Origin of the sequence: Pseudomonas faucium, from assembly GCF_021602585.1 — a bacterium.
GTDB classification, from domain to species: domain Bacteria; phylum Pseudomonadota; class Gammaproteobacteria; order Pseudomonadales; family Pseudomonadaceae; genus Aquipseudomonas; species Aquipseudomonas faucium.
This window is the reverse complement of record NZ_BQIP01000021.1, coordinates 1-19250: the sequence shown is the minus strand read 5'-3', so window position 1 is coordinate 19250 and position 19250 is coordinate 1. Positions and strand designations below refer to the sequence as shown.

The 19250-nt window shown below is 64.7% G+C and carries 18 protein-coding genes and 1 pseudogene; 15 read left to right on the top strand and 4 right to left on the bottom strand.

From position 1 onward, the window contains the following. The first annotated feature begins 2 nt into the window (after nucleotides 1-2). The 7 genes from L6D75_RS21120 to L6D75_RS21090 all read left to right on the top strand — a co-directional run bounded on the left by L6D75_RS21120 (nucleotide 3) and on the right by L6D75_RS21090 (nucleotide 5865). Nucleotides 3-542: a type 1 glutamine amidotransferase domain-containing protein gene (locus L6D75_RS21120; protein WP_176517869.1), complete on the top strand. Its 540-nt coding sequence runs from the start codon at nucleotides 3-5 to the stop codon at nucleotides 540-542. Between the two features lie 83 nt (nucleotides 543-625). Then, nucleotides 626-793 (top strand): periplasmic nitrate reductase, NapE protein, encoded by a 168-nt coding sequence (napE, locus tag L6D75_RS21115; protein ID WP_176517870.1) that lies wholly within the window; start codon nucleotides 626-628, stop codon nucleotides 791-793. Nucleotides 794-804: 11 nt separating this feature from the next. Next, nucleotides 805-1065 (top strand): chaperone NapD, encoded by a 261-nt coding sequence (locus tag L6D75_RS21110; protein ID WP_176517871.1) that lies wholly within the window; start codon nucleotides 805-807, stop codon nucleotides 1063-1065. Further along, nucleotides 1062-3566 carry a nitrate reductase catalytic subunit NapA gene (napA, locus tag L6D75_RS21105; protein WP_176517872.1) on the top strand — a complete coding sequence of 835 codons (2505 nt, stop codon included), beginning with the start codon at nucleotides 1062-1064 and terminating at the stop codon, nucleotides 3564-3566. Before L6D75_RS21110 ends, napA begins: the two co-directional genes overlap by 4 nt. Before the next feature lie 11 nt (nucleotides 3567-3577). Continuing rightward, nucleotides 3578-4063 carry a nitrate reductase cytochrome c-type subunit gene (locus L6D75_RS21100; protein ID WP_176517873.1) on the top strand — a complete coding sequence of 162 codons (486 nt, stop codon included), beginning with the start codon at nucleotides 3578-3580 and terminating at the stop codon, nucleotides 4061-4063. Nucleotides 4064-4072: 9 nt separating this feature from the next. Next, nucleotides 4073-4669 carry a cytochrome c3 family protein gene (locus L6D75_RS21095; protein WP_176517874.1) on the top strand — a complete coding sequence of 199 codons (597 nt, stop codon included), beginning with the start codon at nucleotides 4073-4075 and terminating at the stop codon, nucleotides 4667-4669. A 308-nt stretch (nucleotides 4670-4977) separates the two neighbouring features. After that, on the top strand, nucleotides 4978-5865 hold the full coding sequence (locus L6D75_RS21090; RefSeq protein WP_176517875.1) for an AraC family transcriptional regulator: 888 nt from the start codon (nucleotides 4978-4980) through the stop codon (nucleotides 5863-5865). Here the strand turns inward: L6D75_RS21090 and L6D75_RS21085 are convergent. From L6D75_RS21085 to L6D75_RS21070, 4 genes are all read right to left on the bottom strand, one after another. After that, the gene (locus L6D75_RS21085) at nucleotides 5840-6655 is read right to left on the bottom strand and encodes a helix-turn-helix transcriptional regulator (protein ID WP_236193788.1); all 816 of its coding nucleotides are present in this window, start codon (nucleotides 6653-6655) and stop codon (nucleotides 5840-5842) included. The genes L6D75_RS21090 and L6D75_RS21085 overlap by 26 nt on opposite strands. Nucleotides 6656-6708: 53 nt before the next feature. Continuing rightward, nucleotides 6709-8127 (bottom strand): aminotransferase, encoded by a 1419-nt coding sequence (locus L6D75_RS21080; RefSeq protein WP_176517877.1) that lies wholly within the window; start codon nucleotides 8125-8127, stop codon nucleotides 6709-6711. A 36-nt stretch (nucleotides 8128-8163) separates the two neighbouring features. Next, nucleotides 8164-9267 carry a polyamine ABC transporter substrate-binding protein gene (locus tag L6D75_RS21075; RefSeq protein ID WP_176517878.1) on the bottom strand — a complete coding sequence of 368 codons (1104 nt, stop codon included), beginning with the start codon at nucleotides 9265-9267 and terminating at the stop codon, nucleotides 8164-8166. A 100-nt stretch (nucleotides 9268-9367) separates the two neighbouring features. After that, entirely contained in the window at nucleotides 9368-10249 is an 882-nt protein-coding gene (locus L6D75_RS21070; RefSeq protein WP_176517879.1) for a LysR substrate-binding domain-containing protein, read from the bottom strand. Between the two features lie 129 nt (nucleotides 10250-10378). On the opposite strand from L6D75_RS21070, the gene L6D75_RS21065 reads away from it, so the two are divergent. From L6D75_RS21065 to L6D75_RS21035, 8 genes and pseudogenes are all read left to right on the top strand, one after another. Continuing rightward, entirely contained in the window at nucleotides 10379-11770 is a 1392-nt protein-coding gene (locus L6D75_RS21065; RefSeq protein WP_176517880.1) for an FAD-dependent oxidoreductase, read from the top strand. A gap of 134 nt (nucleotides 11771-11904) precedes the next feature. Continuing rightward, complete coding sequence (locus L6D75_RS21060) at nucleotides 11905-13071, top strand: 2-aminoethylphosphonate--pyruvate transaminase (RefSeq protein ID WP_176517881.1); 1167 nt, start codon at nucleotides 11905-11907, stop codon at nucleotides 13069-13071. A gap of 236 nt (nucleotides 13072-13307) precedes the next feature. After that, nucleotides 13308-14648 carry an MFS transporter gene (locus L6D75_RS21055; protein WP_176517882.1) on the top strand — a complete coding sequence of 447 codons (1341 nt, stop codon included), beginning with the start codon at nucleotides 13308-13310 and terminating at the stop codon, nucleotides 14646-14648. A 30-nt stretch (nucleotides 14649-14678) separates the two neighbouring features. Continuing rightward, a complete protein-coding gene (gene phnX / locus L6D75_RS21050) occupies nucleotides 14679-15506 on the top strand; it encodes a phosphonoacetaldehyde hydrolase (RefSeq protein WP_176517883.1) in 828 nt (275 codons plus the stop codon). 57 nt (nucleotides 15507-15563) lie between these two features. Further along, a complete protein-coding gene (exaC, locus tag L6D75_RS21045; protein ID WP_236193786.1) occupies nucleotides 15564-17084 on the top strand; it encodes an acetaldehyde dehydrogenase ExaC in 1521 nt (506 codons plus the stop codon). 91 nt (nucleotides 17085-17175) lie between these two features. Next, nucleotides 17176-18201: pseudogene (locus tag L6D75_RS27505) on the top strand (HAMP domain-containing protein); the annotation flags it as partial. Nucleotides 18202-18345: 144 nt separating this feature from the next. Next, nucleotides 18346-19059: a methyl-accepting chemotaxis protein gene (locus L6D75_RS27500; protein WP_371872017.1), complete on the top strand. Its 714-nt coding sequence runs from the start codon at nucleotides 18346-18348 to the stop codon at nucleotides 19057-19059. Nucleotides 19060-19108: 49 nt separating this feature from the next. Next, nucleotides 19109-19250, top strand: a 142-nt coding sequence (locus tag L6D75_RS21035) for an acetyl-coenzyme A synthetase N-terminal domain-containing protein (protein ID WP_236193813.1), incomplete at its 3' end; no start/stop codon positions are given.

Below are 19250 nucleotides of genomic sequence, written 5' to 3'. Positions count from 1 at the left end.
CCATGAGTGCACAACTGAACGGCAAGCGCGTGGCCATTCTGGTTACCGACGGCTTCGAACAGGTCGAGCTCACCGGCCCCCGTGACGCCTTGAAGCAGAGCGGCGCGGTGGTCGATATCCTCAGTGACAAGGCAGGCTCGGTACGCGGCTGGCATCACGACAAGCCCGCCGACGCGTTCGCCGTGGACGCAACCTTCGACGACGCCCAGCGCGACCTCTATGACGCCCTCGTGCTGCCCGGCGGCGTACAGAATTCCGACACCATTCGCCTGATCCCCGGGGCGCAGCAATTGGTGAAATCCCACGATGCGGCCGGCAAGCCGCTGGCGGTCATCTGCCACGGCGCATGGTTGCTGGTGTCGAGCGGCCTGGCCAAGGGCAAGCGCATGACCAGCTACAAGACCCTGCAGGACGATATCCGCAACGCCGGTGGCAACTGGGTGGATGAGAAGGTGGTGGTGGATGGCAACCTGATCACCAGCCGCCAGCCAGACGACATTCCGGCCTTCAACGAGCAACTCCTCAAGGCCCTGGCGGGCTGAGGTCCAGTTAACCACTGGTCGTCGCGAAAACACCCGCCAACGGTGTGATCTAGTCTTCAGGCATCCTGCCTGGAGGCTGATCCATGCCACCTGACCCTGCGCAAAAAAGCCAGCGCGGCAAGGAAACCCGCCTGTTCCTGTTCCTTGTCGCCTGCCTCTTCCCCTTGCTGTCGGTGGTCATCGTCGGCGGCTACGGGTTCATCGTCTGGTTCTCGCAACTGCTGCTGGGCCCACCCGGGCCGCCCAACTGATGGCCAAGCCCATGGATGAGCCCGTGCACATCGCCAGCCTGCTGGTGCACGCCCGCCCCGAGCTGTTTGCCGCGGTCAAGGCCAACCTGCGCCTGCTGCCAGGCCTGGAGCTGCACCAGGAAAGCCCCCTGGGCAAGCTGGTGGTGGTGCTCGAGGCCGCGCACGAAAGCCAGATTCTTCGCTGCATCGAACAGATCGGCAGCATGCCCGGTGTACTCAATGCCGCGCTGGTCTACCACGAACTGCTCGACCCCGCAGGAGGCCTGGAATGAGCCTGACTCGCCGAGAATTCGCCAAGCTGCACGCCGCCGCCATCGCCGCGACCGCCGCCGGCCTGCCGGTCTTCAGCAGCGCCAGCAACCTGGTGACCGAGGCCGACCTGGTCACCCTGGACTGGAACAAGGCGCCCTGCCGCTTCTGCGGTACCGGGTGCAGCGTGATGGTGGCCACCCGCGACAACCGCGTGGTCGCCACCCACGGCGACATCAAGGCCGAGGTCAACCGCGGCCTCAACTGCGTCAAGGGCTACTTCCTGTCCAAGATCATGTACGGCGTCGACCGCCTGACCCAGCCGCTATTGCGCATGCGCAACGGCCAGTACGACAAGCAGGGCGAATTCCAGCCGATCAGCTGGGACCAGGCCTTCGACATCATGGCGCAGAAGTACAAGCAAGCCTTGAAAAGCAAAGGCCCCGAGGCCATCGGCATGTTCGGCTCGGGGCAATGGACGGTGTGGGAAGGCTACGCCGCCAACAAGCTGATGAAGGCCGGCTTTCGCAGCAACAACATTGACCCCAACGCCCGCCACTGCATGGCATCGGCGGTGATGGGCTTCATGCGCACCTTCGGCGCCGACGAGCCGATGGGCTGCTACGACGACATCGAAGCCACCGATGCCTTCGTGCTCTGGGGCTCGAACATGGCCGAGATGCACCCGATCCTCTGGACCCGGGTCACCGACCGGCGCCTGAGCCAGCCCCAGGTCAAGGTAGCGGTGCTGTCGACCTTCGAGCACCGCAGCTTCGAGCTGGCCGACATCCCCATGGTGTTCAAGCCGCAGACCGACCTTCTGATCCTCAACTACATCGCCAACCACATCATCGAAAGCGGCGCGGTCAACCAGGATTTCATCACCAGGCACACCCGTTTCGCCCAGGGCGCCGACGACATCGGCTACGGCCTGCGCCCCGACACCCCCCTGGAAACCCGCGCCAGGAATGCCGACAAGGCCAACACCTGGAGCGATATCTCCTTCGAGCAGTTCGCAGCGTTCGTCAAACCCTACACCCTGGAGCGCACCGCCAGGGAGTCCGGGGTGCCGGCCGAGCGGCTCAAGGCCCTGGCCGAGCTGTATGCTGACCCCAAGCGCAAGGTCGTGTCGTTCTGGACCATGGGTTTCAACCAGCACACCCGTGGGGTGTGGGCCAACAACCTGATCTACAACATCCACCTGCTCACCGGCAAGATCAGCCAACCCGGCAACAGCCCGTTCTCGCTGACAGGGCAACCTTCGGCCTGCGGGACCGCCCGTGAAGTCGGGACCTTCTCGCACCGCCTGCCGGCCGACCTGGTGGTCACCAACCCCAAGCACAGGGCCACCGCCGAGCAGATCTGGAAGCTGCCGGCCGGCACCATCCAGGAGAAAGTCGGCTTCCACGCCGTGCAGCAGAGCCGCATGCTCAAGGACGGCGTGCTCAACGTGTACTGGACCCAGGCCAGCAATAACATGCACGCCGGCCCCAACGTCATGCAGGAGGTGCTGCCGGGCTGGCGCAAACCCGAGAACTTCGTGATCGTTTCCGATGTGTACCCCACCGTTTCCGCCCAGGCCGCCGACCTCATCCTGCCAAGCGCCATGTGGGTGGAAAAGGAAGGCGCCTACGGCAATGCCGAGCGCCGCACCCAGTTCTGGCATCAGTTGGTGACTGCGCCGGGGGATGCCAAGTCGGACTTGTGGCAGTTGCTGGAATTCTCCAAACGCTTCACCACCGACGAAGTCTGGCCTGCCGAGCTGTTGGCCAAGGCGCCTGAGTATCAGGGCAAGACGCTGTACGAGGTGCTGTTCAGAAACGGCCAGGTCGACCAGTTCCCCGTCGAGCAGATGCAAGCCGGTTACAAGAATGACGAAGCCCAGGCCTTTGGCTACTACGTGCAGAAGGGCCTGTTCGAGGAATACGCCCGCTTTGGCCGCGGCCACGGCCACGACCTGGCCGATTTCGACCTGTACCACCAGGAGCGCGGCCTGCGCTGGCCGGTGGTCGACGGCAAGGAAACCCGCTGGCGCTACCGCGAAGGGCTCGACCCCTATGTGGAAAAAGGCAGCGAGGTGCAGTTCTACGGCTACCCCGACAAGAAGGCGATCATCTTCGCCCTGCCCTACGAGCCGCCCGCCGAAGCCCCGGATGCCGAATACCCATTCTGGCTGAGCACCGGCCGGGTGCTGGAGCACTGGCACACCGGCAGCATGACCCAGCGCGTCGAAGAGCTGTACAAGGCCGTGCCCGACGCCCTGGTGTACATGCATCCCGAGGATGCCAAGGCGCTGCAGGCGCGCCGTGGCAGTGAAGTGAAGCTGGTCAGCCGGCGCGGTGAAATTCGTGCGCGCATCGAAACCCGGGGGCGCAACAAGCCGCCGCGGGGCCTGGTGTTCGTGCCGTTTTTCGACGCCAACAAGCTGATCAACAAGGTCACCCTCGACGCCACCGACCCGATCTCCAAGCAGACCGACTACAAGAAATGCGCAATCCGCATCGAGTTGATCAGCCTGGCCTGAGGAGGCCCGCCATGCCTTTTCCAATGCTGCCCCTGTTGCTGCTGGCCACCCTCGGCCTGGCGCTGGCCGCCGAGGTCGACTACCCCCTCGATGCGCCGGGGCCCGACGGCCGCCGGCCAGGCGGCACGCTGACCCAGAGCATGCCCGCCGCGCCCATCGCCAACGACGACAACCGCGACCTCAAGCGCGAACGCAACTACCCCGACCAGCCGCCGACCATCCCCCACGCCATCCGCGGTTACCAGATCGACATCAACGGCAACAAGTGCCTGAGCTGCCACAGCCGCGCCAACAGCGCCAAGAGCCAGGCCACGGCGATCAGCATCACCCACTACATGGACCGCGACGGCCAGGCCCTGGCCGCGGTGTCGCCACGGCGCTACTTCTGCAACCAGTGCCATGTGGTGCAAAAGGACGTGCAGCCGCTGGTGGGCAACAGCTTCGAGACCATCGACCAGCTGCTGCAAGACGACGCCAACGCCGCGAAAAAACCCTGAGGAGGCGCCATGAAAGCACTGCTCGCCCTGCTCAAGGACTACTGGGGCGTCCTGCGTCGCCCCAGCGTGTACTACAGCCTGGGCTTTCTGACGCTGGGCGGGTTCATTGCCGGGATCATCTTCTGGGGCGGCTTCAACACCGCGCTGGAACTAACCAACACCGAGAAGTTCTGCACCTCGTGCCACGAGATGCGCGACAACGTGTTCGTCGAACTGCAGGACACCATCCACTACACCAACCGCTCCGGTGTGCGCGCCAGTTGCCCCGACTGCCACGTGCCCCATGAATGGACGCACAAGATCGCGCGCAAGATGCAGGCGTCCAAGGAGGTCTGGGGCAAGCTGTTCGGCACCATCGACACCCGCGAGAAATTCCTCGACCACCGCCGCGAGCTGGCCGAACACGAATGGGCCCGGCTCAAGGCCAACGACTCGCGCGAGTGCCGCAACTGCCACAACTTCCAGTTCATGGACTTCACCCGCCAGAGCAAGCGCGCCGCCGCCATGCACTCGACCTCGCTGGCCAGCGGCGAAGCCACCTGCATCGATTGCCACAAGGGCATCGCGCACAAGCTGCCGGATATGAGTGGGATCACGGGGTGGTGATTTATCGGCGACCGCCGCTCGGGGCTTGTTGGCTAAATCGAGAGCACGGCTGATCACCAGAGCCCCCCATCACATCTATCAGCACGCAAACTTATTGAATCAAGCAAACCTACACGCTTAGCTAATTCCCTTTTGTTGCGTCTTAACCGCAGAATCGAGGTATTTTCCCCATTTTATTGGAGTTAGCGTCTGCACATTTACTCCGCGCTGCAGTAGGCACAAGAATACATTCGAGCAAACACGGCTAGGCGCCCTGGCTGCCCCAAAAGAGATGCTACCGCTCACCGCACCTCAGGAGGTTCCCCTCGGTGACTGACCTACCCAGCCGTCACGCCTACGCAAAACGTTTCGAAGCCGTGCTTGCCCACATCGACAGCCACCTCGACGCTGACCTGTCGGTAAACACCTTGAGTCGGATCGCCCACTTCTCGGCGTTCCATTTTCATCGGCAGTTCTCGGCCTACGTGGGCGTTCCGGTTTCCCAGTACGTGCAGTTGATGAGGCTTCGACGTGCAGCGCACCGGCTGGTCGCAGAGCCGGCAACGGCTGTGCTCGACGTGGCACTCGATGCCGGCTTCGAGAGCCCCGAGGCGTTTTCCAGGGCGTTCAAGCGTGCCTTCGCCATGGCGCCGAGCATGTTCGCCAAGGCCCCGAACTGGCAGGCCTGGAGTGCGGTATTCGTCGTCCCCCACTTTTCCAGGAGTATCACCATGCAGATTCGTATCGTTGAGTTCCCCGAAACCCACCTGGCTGCACTCGAACACCACGGCGCGCCCGGCCTGCTGGGTGAAAGCGTCGAGCGCTTTCGCCAATGGCGCATGCAAAGTGGCCAGTCGCCGGTGGCCAGCAGCCGCACGTTCGGCATCCCCTATGGCAACCCCGACACCACCCCCAGCGAAGATTTTCGCTTCGCCATTTGTGGCGAGCTGGAGGAAGCGCTGCGGCCCAATGCGTTCGGCGTACAGGAAAAGATCATCCCGGCCGGGCGCTGCGCGGTGGTTCGCCATGTGGGCTCGCCCGACTACATCGGCGAATCCATCTACCCGCTCTACCGTGACTGGCTGCCTTCGAGCGGCGAGGAGCTGCGCGACCATCCGCTGTTCTTCCACTACCTGAGCGTGCACCCCGAGACGCCGCTGGATCAGTGGCAAACGGATATCTACGTGCCGCTCAAACCCGCCGCAGCCAGCCAATGAACTGGGCAAACAACTCCGACTGCGAGTTGATCTCAAGCTTCAGGTAGAGGTTCTTGCGGTGCATGCGCACGGTCTCCGGCGAAATCCCCAGCTCATGGGCCGTGGATTTCACCGAGTGCCCCTGCAGCACCATCTGCGCCACTTCCCGCTCGCGCTGGGTCAGCACCCCGCAGCCAAAGCTGTCGAAGGCCGCCTGCACGCTGCCCTTGGCTTGCGGCGCCTGGGCCAGGCCGTGCTTGGCAAAGCGCGTGAGCAGCTCGCGGACCATCGGCTCCACGGCCTGCAGCAGGTGCAGCTGCTCGATGCCCAGGCGCGCCCCGCTGCAGCCCTGGAACAGGCTCAGGGAGATCTTGCTGTCGTTGCCCAGGTCGACGATGAAGTAGCTGTCCTCGCTGCACCCGGTGCCCAGGTAGTAGGACTTGTAGTACTCGCTGTCGAAGAAGTCGTCCGGGGCGATGTCTTCCAGGTGATAGAAACCCTGCGCCAGGCCCTTTTCCACCGCCAGGCAGAACGGGTCGAGCAGGTAGCCCGCGGCGAAATAGCGCTCCAGCACCGCCTCGTGGTAGCGGTCCGGGATGCCCTGCTGGTACAGCAGCTGCGGCGGTTGACCCTTGCGTTCGAGGCTGATCAGCATCGACTCGGCGCCCACCAGCTGGCTGATCGCCGCTGCCAGCCAGGCCAGCGCGTCGGCGCCCTCGCTGTGGGCGAAAGCCTGTTGCAGGGCGCTGTGCCATTGCTGCAGGGCATGAAACGGCAGGTTTATTGTGGTGTTTTCGTGTGCTCGGCTCATGCCCCGCAGTCTACCGGCCGGGGCATGCGCGCGCACCTTTGCGTGCAGGTGGGTCATTGGCCGTGGTACAGGCCCTGCTCGGTCAGCTCGCGGGCGGCATCGAGGATGCAGCTGCGCAGGGTGTCGACGATCTGGTCGACCTGGGCATGGGTGATGATCAGCGGCGGCGACATCACGTTCAGGTGCATGATCGGCCGCACCAGCAAGCCCTTGGCCTGGGCCCGCAGGTGGATGCGCTCGCCGATGTTCACCTCGTCGGCGAACAGCGCCTTGGTCTTCTTGTCGGCCACGAACTCGACGCAGGCCATCAGCTTCATGCAGCGCACCTCGCCCACCAGCGGCAGGCTTGCCAGCGTCTGCAGGCGCTGCTCCAGGTAGCTGCCGACATCGTTGACATGGGCCAGCAGGTTTTCCCGCTCGATGATCTCGATGTTCTTCAGCGCCGCCACGCAGCACACCGGGTGGCCGCTGTAGGTGAAGCCGTGGGTGAAGCAGCGGCCCTTGCCGGGTTCGGCGATCACCTTCCAGATACCCTCGGAGAAGATGCACGCGCCCAGCGGCAGGTAGGCCGAGGTCAGGCCCTTGGCGGTGGTGATGATGTCGGGGGTGACGCCGAACAGCGCCTCGGAGGCGAAGAAGGTGCCCAGGCGGCCGAACGAGGTCACCACCTCGTCGGCGACGAAGAGGATGTCGTAGGTCTGGCACACCTGCCACATGCGCTGGAAGTAGCCCTTGGGCGGGATGATCACCCCGCCCGAACCCATGATCGGCTCGGCGAAGAAGGCGGCGACGTTGTCTGCGCCCAGGGAAAGGATCTTGTCCTCGAACTCGGCCACCAGGAAGTCGAGGAACTCGGCCTCGTCCATGTCCTCGCCGGCCCGGTAGAAGTTGGGGTTGGAGACGTGGTGGATCAGCTCGTGGGCGTAGTCGAACTCCGGCACCCGGTCGGCGGCCTTGTTGCCGATCGACATGGTCAGGCAGGTGGAGCCGTGGTAGGCGTTGTAGCGGGCGATCACGTGCTTCTTGTGCGGCTTGCCGCGGCAGTTCTGGTAGTACTGGATCAGCCGGTAGGCGGTGTCCACGGCGGTGGAACCGCCGGTGGTGAGGAACACGTGGTTGAGGTCACCCGGCGCCAGGCTTGCGAGCTTTTCGCAGAGCTCGATGGCCCTGGGGTTGGCCATGTCGGAGAACGGGTTGGAATAGGCCAGCTGGCGCACCTGATCGGCGATGGCCAGGGCCATTTCCTCGCGGCCCAGGCCGATGTTGGTGCACCACATGCCGCCCACGGCATCGAGGAAGCGGTTGCCGTCGGTGTCGTAGATGTAGGCGCCTTCGCCGGCTTCGATGTTCAGTGCGCCTTGCTCGGCGTGTTCGTCGAACATGTGGTAGCCGTGCATGTAGTGGGCCTTGTCGGCCTCGACCAGCAGCGCGTTGAGGGGGGCGGCGGCCAGTTTGCGAGTCGGGGTAGCCATGAGCGGTTCCTTGTCGGATCGGTACGGTAGAAGGTGTCAGATGCCGGTCTTGACCGTGCTCCAGACCCGGGTGATGGCGCGCATGGCCTGCGGGTCCTGGGATTTCTGGGTGAACAGGCGTTCGCGGGTCTGGTCGTCCGGGTAGATCGCCGGGTCGTTGCGGATGTCGGCCTGCACCAGGGGCGTGGCGGCGGCGTTGCTGTTGGCGTAGTGGATGTAGTTGGTCACATCGGCCATGGTCCGGGGCTGCAGCAGGTATTCGATGAAGCGGTGGGCGTTGGCCACGTGCGGGGCGTCATTGGGCAGGTAGAGGCTGTCGAACCAGATCAGCGAGCCTTCCTTGGGAATGAAGAACGCCAGGTTGATGTCCTTTTTCGCCTCCACCGCGCGGGCCTGGGCGGTGGCGTAGTCGCCGGACCAGGTCAGGGCCATGCACACGTCGCCGTTGGGCAGGCTGGTGAGGTAGTTCACCGAGTCGAACTTCTTGATGTAAGGGCGCACGCCCATGAGCACGTCCTGGGCGGCCTTGAGGTCGGCAGGCTTGGCGCTCTGCGGGTCCTTGCCAAGGTACTTGAGGGCCAGCGGGATGACTTCGCTGGGGGCGTCCATGATGGTCACGCCGCAGTCGGCGAAGCGCGAGACGATCTTCGGGTCGAACAGCATCGCCAGCGAGCCGATGGGCGCATCGGGCATGCGCTGCTTGATCTTGTCGACGTTGTAGGTGATGCCGGAGCTGCCCCAGGTGTACGGCGCCGAGTACACCATGCCGGGGTCGAAGGCCTGCATGTGCTGCACCACCTGCGGGTCGAGGTTGGCCCAGCTGGGCAGCTTGGACTTGTCCAGCGGCTGGAACACCTTGGCCTTGATCAGCGGCGGCACCAGGGAGGCGTTGAGCATCACCAGGTCGTAGCCGGAGCGGCCGGTGAGCAGTTTGGTCTGCACCGTCTCGTAGCCGTCGAAGGTGTCGTAGATCACCTTGATGCCGGTCTGCTTTTCGAAATCGGCGAGGGTGTTTTCGCCGATGTAGTCAGTCCAGTTGTACAACCTGAGCGTGTTGCTGGTGTCTGCCTCGCCGGCCAGGGCGGCCGTGGCGGTACAACACATCAACCAGCTGGAAATCACCTTCAATGCCTTGCGCATAGCAACTCCATCGTGTGATCAGGATCGGCTCGGGCGAGCTGATGGAGCCACTATCCGGTGGAATCTGCCAGGGGGCCATAACCCGAATGGGTGGGGTCGCTCAGCGATCGCCTTGCAGCGTCTGGCGCACCACATCGAAGAAGGTGGCCAGGATGCGCCGCGAGCTCTGCGCGCGCAGGCACACCAGGGTTTCGCTGAAGCGGTGCTGGCTGTCGGTGATCGGCAGGCCGCGGATGCGCGAGTCCGAGCCCAGCTCGGCCGCCGACACCACGCCTACCCCCATGCCGATCGCCACCGCCTCGCGCGCCGCCTCACGCCCCTCGACCTCGATGGCCTTGCGCATGGGCAAGCCGGCCGCCGCCATTTCCTCCTGCACCGCCAGCCGGGTCACCGAGCCCTGCTCGCGCAGCACCAGCGGCACCGTGGCCAGGTCGGCCAGGCTGACCGACGCGCGCTGCGCCCAGGGGTGGTCATGGGCGACGAACGCCAGCATCGGGTCACTGCGAAGGGGCAGGCACATCAGCCGCTCGTCTTCGATGTTGCGGCCCAGCAGCGCGATGTCGGTCTTGTAGCCGAACAGCCGCTCCAGCACCTCATCGGTGTTGCCGGTTTCGACCTTCACATCGACCCCGGGGTAGCGTGCGCAGAAGCGCGCCACATAGGGCAGCACATGCACCGGCGCGTCCACGGCCAGGTTCAGCGCCCCGGTCGAGAGCGTGCGGTAGTCCATCAGCATGTCATGGGCATCGACGCTGATGTCGAACAGGCGCTGGGTCATGCCGAACAGGCGCTCGCCCACCTCGGTGAGGCGCACCTGGCGCTTTTCGCGAAGAAACAGCAGCACCCCGTAGCAGTCCTCGAGCTTGCGCACCTGGTCGGACACCGACGGTTGAGACAGGCACAGCTGCTCTGCCGCACGGGTAAAGCTCGCGTGCAGGGCCACCGCATGAAAAGCCTTGAGCTGGGTGTGTGAAATCGCCATGGGTTTCCCTCCATAGGACTGGCCTATGTGTGCATACGTTTAATCGATTTTATTTATGCACAGTGCACTGCGAGGATGCTTTTCGCAAGGCACCACCCTGCATGGCGCCCCTTTTTTCGGAGACACCCGATGCGACCTTTCTGGCTCGAACAAGCGCTGAAAACCCAGCAAGATGCCCCCTGCCCGCCCCTTGAGCAGCACATCCAGGCCGATGTCTGCATCGTCGGTGGCGGCTATACCGGCTTGTGGACCGCCATCATGCTCAAGGAGCAGAACCCCGCACTCGAAGTGGTGATCGTCGAAGCCGACATCTGCGGCGCGGGGGCCAGTGGGCGCAATGGCGGCTGTGCGCTGTCCTGGTCGGCGAAGTTCTTCACCCTGGAGCGCCTGTTCGGGCTGGAAGAGGCCGTGCGCCTGGTCAAGGCGTCGGAACAGAGCATCTACGCGATCGGCGACTTCTGCAAAAAATACGCGGTGGATGCCGATTACCGCCTCGACGGCACGCTGTACACCTCCACCAGCCAGGCGCAGGTAGGCTCGACGGATGCGGTGGTCGCCGCGCTGCAGCGCCATGGCATCAACACCTTCGCCAAGCGCCCGCTGGCCGAGGTGCAGCGCATGGCAGGCTCGGCCCAGCACCTGGAGGGCTGGTACTCGCCCGCTGCGGCCAGCGTGCAGCCGGGCAAGCTGGTACGCGGCCTGCGCCGCGTTGCCCTGGGGCTGGGCGTGCGGATTCACGAGGGCACGCCGATGGTCAGCCTGGATGAAGGGTTGCCGGCCACGGTCACCACCCCCCGTGGCGCAGTCACCTGCAAGAACGTGGTGCTGGCGATCAATGCCTGGATGGCCCGGGCATTCCCGCAGTTCCAGCGCTCGGTGGCGATCGTCTCCAGCGACATGATCATCACCGAACCGCGCCCCGACCTGCTCGAGCGCATCGGCCTGACCAGCGGGGTGACCGTGCTCGACTCGCGCATCTTCGTGCACTACTACCACAACACCCCCGACGGGCGAATCATGCTGGGCAAAGGCGGCAACACCTTCGCCTTCGGCGGGCGCATGCTGCCGGTGTTCGACCAGCCGTCGCCGTATGCGGGCCTGCTGCGCGACTCGCTGGAAAAGTTCTTCCCCGCCTTCACCGGCGTCGACATCGCAGCGACCTGGAACGGCCCTTCGGATCGCTCGGTCACAGGCTTGCCGTTCTTCGGCCACTTGGGCGCCAAGCGCAACATCTTCTATGGCTTCGGCTATTCGGGCAGTGGTGTGGGCCCCTGCCACATGGGCGGGCAGATTCTCTCATCGCTGGTGCTGGGGCTGGACAACGCCTGGACACGCTCGCCGTTGCTCAACGGCCCTCTGGGCTATTTCCCACCCGAGCCGATCCGCTACCTGGGTTCGTTGATGGTGCGCAATGCCATACGCCGCAAGGAGCACGCCGAGGACCACGACCGCCGCCCGCGCCGGCTGGATGTGCGCCTGGCCAAGTTCGCCGCCGCCGCTGGCAAGGCGGACAAGGCCTGAATCAACGCCTGCAGGGCCAGTAATAAGCTCAGCTTATTTGTGAAATGTGATAAATCGATTTTCTTTATTTCAACGCCAATGTTCTGATCACGCCATGCATCACTCCTTACAAAAACAACATGCCGGAGAAGATCATGACCAAAGCCGAGTTCCCCATCTCCCACCCGCTGGCAGCGCCCGCCCTGGGCGAACCCTACCTGCTGACGCCAGGCCCGCTGACCACCTCCAAGGCCACCAAAGAAGCCATGCTCCGCGACTGGGGTTCATGGGACAAGGCGTTCAACGAGGTGACGGCAGAGGTGCGCAAGCGCCTGCTGGCCATGGCCGGCGTGGCCGATGACAGCTTCGCCTGCGTGCCGCTGCAAGGCAGTGGCAGCTACTCGGTGGAGGCCGCGCTGGCCACCGCCATCCCCCGTGATGGCAAGGCCCTGGTGCTGATGAATGGCGCCTACGGCCAGCGCGCCACCAAGACCCTGGAGTACCTGGGCCGCGCCTTCGTCACCCTGGACAAGGGCGATTACCTGCCGCCGCAGCCCGAAGAAGTGGACGCCCTGCTCAAGGCCAACCCCGACGTCACCAACGTGTTCCTGGTGCACTGCGAAACCAGCTCGGGCATCCTCAACCCGCTGCGCGAAATCGCCGAGGTGGTGAAGGCCCATGGCAAGAGCCTGATCATCGACGCCATGAGCTCCTTCGGCGCGGTGCCGTTGACCGTGCAGGACATCCCTTTCGATGTGGTGGTGTCTTCGGCCAACAAATGCATCGAGGGCATCCCGGGCTTTGGCTTCGTCATCATCCGCCGCAGCGTGCTGGAAGCCGCCAAAGGTCGCGCCAACTCGCTGAGCCTGGATCTGTACGAGCAATGGCTGTACATGGAAAAGACCGGCCAGTGGCGCTTCACCCCGCCGACCCACAGCGTGGTGGCCTTCCACAAGGCGCTGGAGCAACACGACGCCGAAGGTGGCGTGCACGGGCGCCTGGCGCGCTATACGCGCAACCGTGACGTGCTGGTGGCCGGCATGCGCGAGCTGGGTTTCAAGACCCTGCTCGAAGACCGCTGGCTGTCGCCGATCATCACCACCTTCTTCAGCCCCGAGCACCCCAACTTCGAGTTCAAGCGTTTCTACGACGAGCTGAAGTCGCGCAACTTCATCATCTACCCCGGCAAGCTGACCGTCGCCGAAAGCTTTCGCATCGGCTGCATCGGCCAGATCGACGAACACGTCGTCCACCAGCTGCTGCGCGCCATCGCCGACAGCCTGCTGGCGATGAACGTCGAAATGCAGCACGCCACTGCCTGATCACACCGTTTAAAGGCCCTTGCCAGATCGAGCAGGGGGGCGAGTGGATCGTCCCCTTGGGCAAGGGCCTTTTCTTGACCCTGCAACCCCTGACTGGTCGCAACACATGACCGGCTGATGCCCGCGCGCGGGCACGGCTGGCGGGGTACGCATGGAGGCCTCGTGCAGTCTCGAAAACAACCACAAAAAACCATGACCTTGCGCTGTCTGGCACCCCACCACGGGATCAGAACACCATGAACAATCCTGCAAGCCCTCTCGCCACAGGCTGGAAATCGCTGCAACGTTGGCGCGTGCAAGTCTTTCTCATCACCTGGGTGGCCTATGCCGCCTTCTACTTCACCCGCAAGGCGTTTTCCGTCGCCAAGCTAGGGATCGGCGAAGACCCGGATTTCGTCCTGGAAAAGGCCATGATGGCCAACCTCGATGCCCTGTACCTGACGGCCTATGCCGTCGGCCAGTTCCTCTGGGGCAACTTCTCCGACCGCTTCGGCCCGCGGGTCGTGGTGCTCAGCGGCCTGGTGGTCTCGGCGCTGGCGGCCCTGCTCATGGGCACCTACGCCACCCTGCCGATCTTCGCCACCTGCATGCTGGTGCAGGGCCTGGCGCAGTCCACCGGCTGGTCGGGGCTGTGCAAGAACGTGGGCAGTTTCTTCAGCACCCGTGAACGTGGCCGCGTGCTCGGCTACTGGAGTACCTCCTACGCCTTCGGTGGGCTGGTGGCCACGCCCTTCGCCGGCTGGTGGGCGTATGACGCCTACCACGACTGGCGCATCGCGTTCTTCAGCAGCGCCGCGGTGGTGCTGGTGGTGGCCGTGCTGTTCTTCCTGATGCAGCGCAACCGCCCGGAAGACGTGGGGCTACCACCGGTGGAGATCGAGCTGGAACCGGTCAGCCCGGTGGCGGTGCCGCGCGAAAGCATGTGGGCCGGCCTGCGCACGGTGATGAAGAACCGCACCGTGCTGTTCCTGGGCCTTGCCTATTTCATGCTCAAGCCCGCCCGCTACGCGATCCTGCTGTGGGGCCCGGTGATCATCTACGAGCGCATGCCCGAGATCGGCAAGGTTGCATCGGCCATCGTGCCGACCTCCTTCGAGCTGGCCGGGCTGATCGGGCCCATCCTCATCGGCATTGCCTCGGACAAGTACTTCGGCGCCCGGCGCATCCCCGCCTGCGTGCTCAGCCTGGTGGTGCTGACCGTGTGCCTTGCGCTGTTCGTGCCGGCTATGCAGAGCGGCAGCCTGTATGTGGTGGTGGGCCTGCTGTTCATGATGGGGCTGACCCTGTACGGGCCGGACTCGATGATCAGCGGCTCGGCCGCCATCGATTTCGGCAGCAAGGATGGCGCGGCCTCCGCCGCCGGTTTCGTCAATGGCTGTGGTTCGGTCGGTGCGGTGCTCGGCGGCCTGCTGCCGGGGTACTTCGACACCATCACGGTGTTCCTGGTGTTCACCGGTGCCGCACTGCTGGCCAGCGCAATGCTCATCCCGTTCTGGAACAGCCGCCCGAAAACCGTGGAAACCACGGTGCTGGAGCCGGCGCCCCTGCAGCCTGCCGTTGTTGGCAGCACCTCTTGAACCGCCTGACCTTTCCCTGGAGCACCTGCCATGCATTATGAAAAACCTTCGCAACTGCAAGCCGTCGTCCTGGACTGGGCCGGTACCGTGGTCGATTTCGGCTCGTTCGCGCCGACGCAGATTTTCGTCGAAGCCTTCGCCGAATTCGGGGTTTCGGTGTCGCTGGAAGAAGCCCGCGGCCCGATGGGCATGGGCAAGTGGGACCACATTCGCACCCTGTGCGACCTGCCGGAAATCGCCGAGCGGTATCGCAAGGTGTTCGGCCGCACGCCCACCGATGACGATGTGACCGCGCTGTACAAGCGCTTCATGCCGCTGCAGATCGACAAGATCGCCGTCCACTCCGCCCTGATCCCGGGGGCGCTGGAGGCCATCGCCGACGTTCGCCGGCGGGGCATGAAGGTCGGTTCCTGCTCCGGCTACCCGAAGGTGGTGATGGACAAGGTGGTGGAGCTGGCCCGGCACAACGGCTATGTCGCCGACCACGTCGTGGCCACCGACGAAACCCCCAATGGGCGGCCGTGGCCGTCGCAGGCACTGGCCAACGTCATCGCCCTGGGCATCGACGATGTGGCGGCCTGCGTCAAGGTCGACGACACCTGGCCGGGCATCCTCGAAGGGCGCAAGGCGGGCATGTGGACGGTCGCCCTGACCTGTTCGGGCAACGCGCTGGGGCTGCCTTACCAGCTGTACCAGGCGCTGCCGTCGGACAAGCTGGCCGAAGAGCGTGCACGCATCGTCAAGCTGTTCGAGCCCTCCCGCCCGCATTACCTGATCGACACCATCGTCGAGCTGCCGGCAGTCATCGATGACATCAACCGGCGCCTGGCCCGCGGCGAAACCCCGCAGGCCTGCTGAGCCGCCCTGCCCTTACCCGAACGACAACACGCACTCGTGACACCCAGGAGAATCCCCATGCGTTATGCACACCCCGGCACGCCAGGCGCCAAGGTCAATTTCAAGCCCCGCTACGGTAACTTCATCGGCGGTGAGTTCGTGGCCCCGGTCAAGGGCCAGTACTTCGAAACCACCTCCCCGGTGAACGGCAAGCTGATCGCCGAATTCCCCCGCTCCACCGCCGAAGACATCGACAAGGCCCTCGACGCCGCCCACGCCGCCGCCGACGCCTGGGGCCGCACCTCGGTACAGGACCGCTCCAACGTGCTGCTGAAGATCGCCGACCGCATCGAGCAGAACCTCGAAGTGCTGGCCATCACCGAAACCTGGGACAACGGCAAGCCGGTGCGCGAAACCCTCAACGCCGACATCCCACTGGCCGTCGACCACTTCCGCTACTTCGCCGGCTGCATCCGCGCCCAGGAAGGCGGCGCCGCCGAAATCAACGAAAACACCGTGGCCTACCACATCCACGAGCCGCTGGGCGTGGTCGGGCAGATCATCCCGTGGAACTTCCCGATCCTGATGGCCGCCTGGAAGCTCGCCCCGGCCCTGGCCGCCGGCAACTGCGTGGTGCTCAAGCCCGCCGAGCAGACCCCGCTGGGCATCACCGTGCTGGTCGAGCTGATCGGCGACCTGCTGCCCGCTGGCGTGCTCAACGTGGTGCAAGGCTATGGCCGCGAGGCCGGTGAAGCGCTGGCCACCAGCAAGCGCATCGCCAAGATCGCCTTCACCGGCTCCACCCCGGTCGGCTCGCACATCATGAAATGCGCCGCCGAGAACATCATCCCGTCCACCGTCGAGCTGGGCGGCAAGTCGCCGAACGTGTACTTCGAAGACATCATGCAGGCCGAGCCGAGCTTCATCGACAAGGCCGCCGAAGGCATGGTGCTGGCCTTCTTCAACCAGGGCGAGGTGTGCACCTGCCCATCGCGCGCGCTGGTGCAGGAGTCGATCTACCCGCAGTTCATGGAAGTGGTGATGAAGAAGGTGCTGCAGATCAAGCGCGGCGACCCGCTGGACACCGACACCATGGTCGGCGCCCAGGCCTCGCAGCAGCAGTTCGAGAAGATCCTTTCGTACCTGCAGATCGCCCAGGACGAAGGCGCCGAGCTGCTCACCGGCGGCAAGGTGGAGAAGCTCGAAGGCTCGCTGGCCACCGGCTACTACATCCAGCCGACGCTGCTCAAGGGCAACAACAAGATGCGCGTGTTCCAGGAAGAAATCTTCGGCCCGGTGGTCAGCGTCACCACCTTCAAGGACGAAGCCGAAGCCCTGGCCATCGCCAACGACACCGAGTTCGGCCTCGGCGCCGGGGTGTGGACCCGCGACATCAACCGCGCCTACCGCATGGGCCGCGGCATCAAGGCCGGCCGCGTGTGGACCAACTGCTACCACCTGTACCCGGCGCACGCCGCGTTCGGTGGCTACAAGAAGTCCGGCGTGGGGCGTGAAACCCACAAGATGATGCTCGACCACTACCAGCAGACCAAGAACCTGCTGGTGAGCTACGACATCAACCCGCTGGGCTTCTTCTAAACCGGGCCGGCTCCTACAGGCACCCCAAGATCCTGTGCGAGCCGGCTTGCCGGCGATAGGGCCGGTACTTTTCCCATCATCGGAACCGCCAATGAAAATCCGTTACAAGGTCAGCCTCGCGGCTGCCTGTGTGCTGTGCGTCACCACCAGCCTGCTGTCCCTGGCCCAGGTCAGCCAGGTGCGCACCCTGCTGCGCGACCAGGTGCAGGCGAGCATCGTCGAAACCAGCACTGCCGTGGCCCGGCAGATCGAAAACTGGCTCAACGGCAAACTCCACCTGATGGACCTGGCCGCCCAGGCGATCGACAGCCAGTACAGCCCGCAAACCACCCAGCGCATTTTCGACTCGCCCCTGCTCAAGGATGAGTTCAAGCTGGTGTTCGGCGCCCTCGACGCCGATGGCAAACCCATCAAGAACACCTCCTCGTGGAACCCCAAGCCCGATTACGACGCCCGCACCCGCCCCTGGTACGCCAGCGGCAAGGGCGCAGCCCAGGCGGTGCTGACCGACCCCTACAAAGACTCCACCAGCGGCGAGATCCTGATTTCGGCAGTCGCCCGCATCAGCGACGCCGGCCGCCCGCTCGGCGTATTCGGCGGCGACATCCGCCTGACCCAGGTGGCCGAGGCCATCAATACCCTGGACTTCGGCGGCGCCGGCTATGCGTTCCTGCTGAACAAGAACGGCAAGATCATTTCCCACCCCGACGCCGCCCTCAACGACCAGCCCTACAGCGCGCTGTTCGGCGGCCAAACGCCAGCTCTCGAAGGCCGCCTGCAGGACATCGACAGCGCCGGCAAGGCCCTGCTGGTGTCGTTCGTCCCACTCACCGGGCTCAAGGGCATGGACTGGTACATCGGCGTGGTGCTGGACCAGGACATCGTCATGGCCGCCGCCCATACGCTGACCTGGCGGGCGCTCATCGGCACCGCCCTGGGCGTGCTGCTGAGCCTGCTGGTGCTGGGCATGCTGGTGCGCCGCCTGCTCTGGCCGATGGACCGCCTCAAGCAGTCGCTGGAAGACATCAACCGCGGCGAAGGCGACCTGACCCGTGAGCTGCAGGTGGCCGGCAACGACGAAGTGGCGCTGGTCTCGCGGGAATTCAACCACCTGCTGGCCAACCTCAAGACGCTCATCGGCGAGGTCAAGGGCCGCTCGCAGCAGGTGCGTGAAAGCTCCACCGCAACCTCCAGCGCAGCCGACCAGTCCGCCAGCCGGGTGCAGCTGCAGTTGCAGGAGCTCGACCAGCTGGCCACGGCCATGGCCGAGATGGCGGCGACCGCCGAAGACGTCGCGCGCAATGCCCAGGCCGCAGCCGAAGCCGCGCTGGTGGCCACCGAGCAGACCCACGGCGGGGTCGCCCTGGTGTCGCGTTCCACCGGGGCCATCAAGCGCCTGGCCGACGAAATGAACGACACCGGCCACGCCATCAACGAGCTGTCGATGCTCAGCCAGCGCATCGAATCGATCGTGGCGGTGATCACCAGCATTGCCGACCAGACCAACCTGCTCGCGCTCAATGCCGCCATCGAGGCGGCGCGGGCCGGCGAGTCGGGCCGCGGCTTTGCCGTGGTGGCCGATGAAGTGCGCTCGCTGGCCTCGCGCACGCAGCAGTCCACCCAGGAAATCCGCGAGATGATCGACCAGCTGCAAAGCGGCGTGAAGCACGCCCAGGGGCGCATGCAGCAAAGCCGCGAAAGCGCCGGCAAGACGGCCGAGGATGCGCATGCCGCCAACCAGACCCTGGAGCGCATCCGCGAGGCGATCCAGCGCATCAACGACATGACCCTGCAAATTGCCGCCGCCGCCGAGCAACAGAGCGTCACCAGCGAAGAGATCAACCGCAACACCACCACCATCCGCGACATCAGCCTGGCGGTTTCCGGCAGCGCCGACCAACAGGTGCTGCAGTGCTCGCAGATGGTCGAACAGGTCGGCCAGCAGGATCGCCTGCTCAGCCGCTTCAAGATCTGAGGCGCGGCCTGTGACCGATAACAACAACCCTTGCACAGAGGTAACCAAGATGAGTGCAGCGCACCTGTATCCCGTTCGTCCCGAGGTTGCGGCCACTACCCTGACCGACGAGGCCACCTACAAGGCCATGTACCAGCAATCGGTGATCAACCCGGACGGCTTCTGGCGTGAGCAGGCCCAGCGTCTGGACT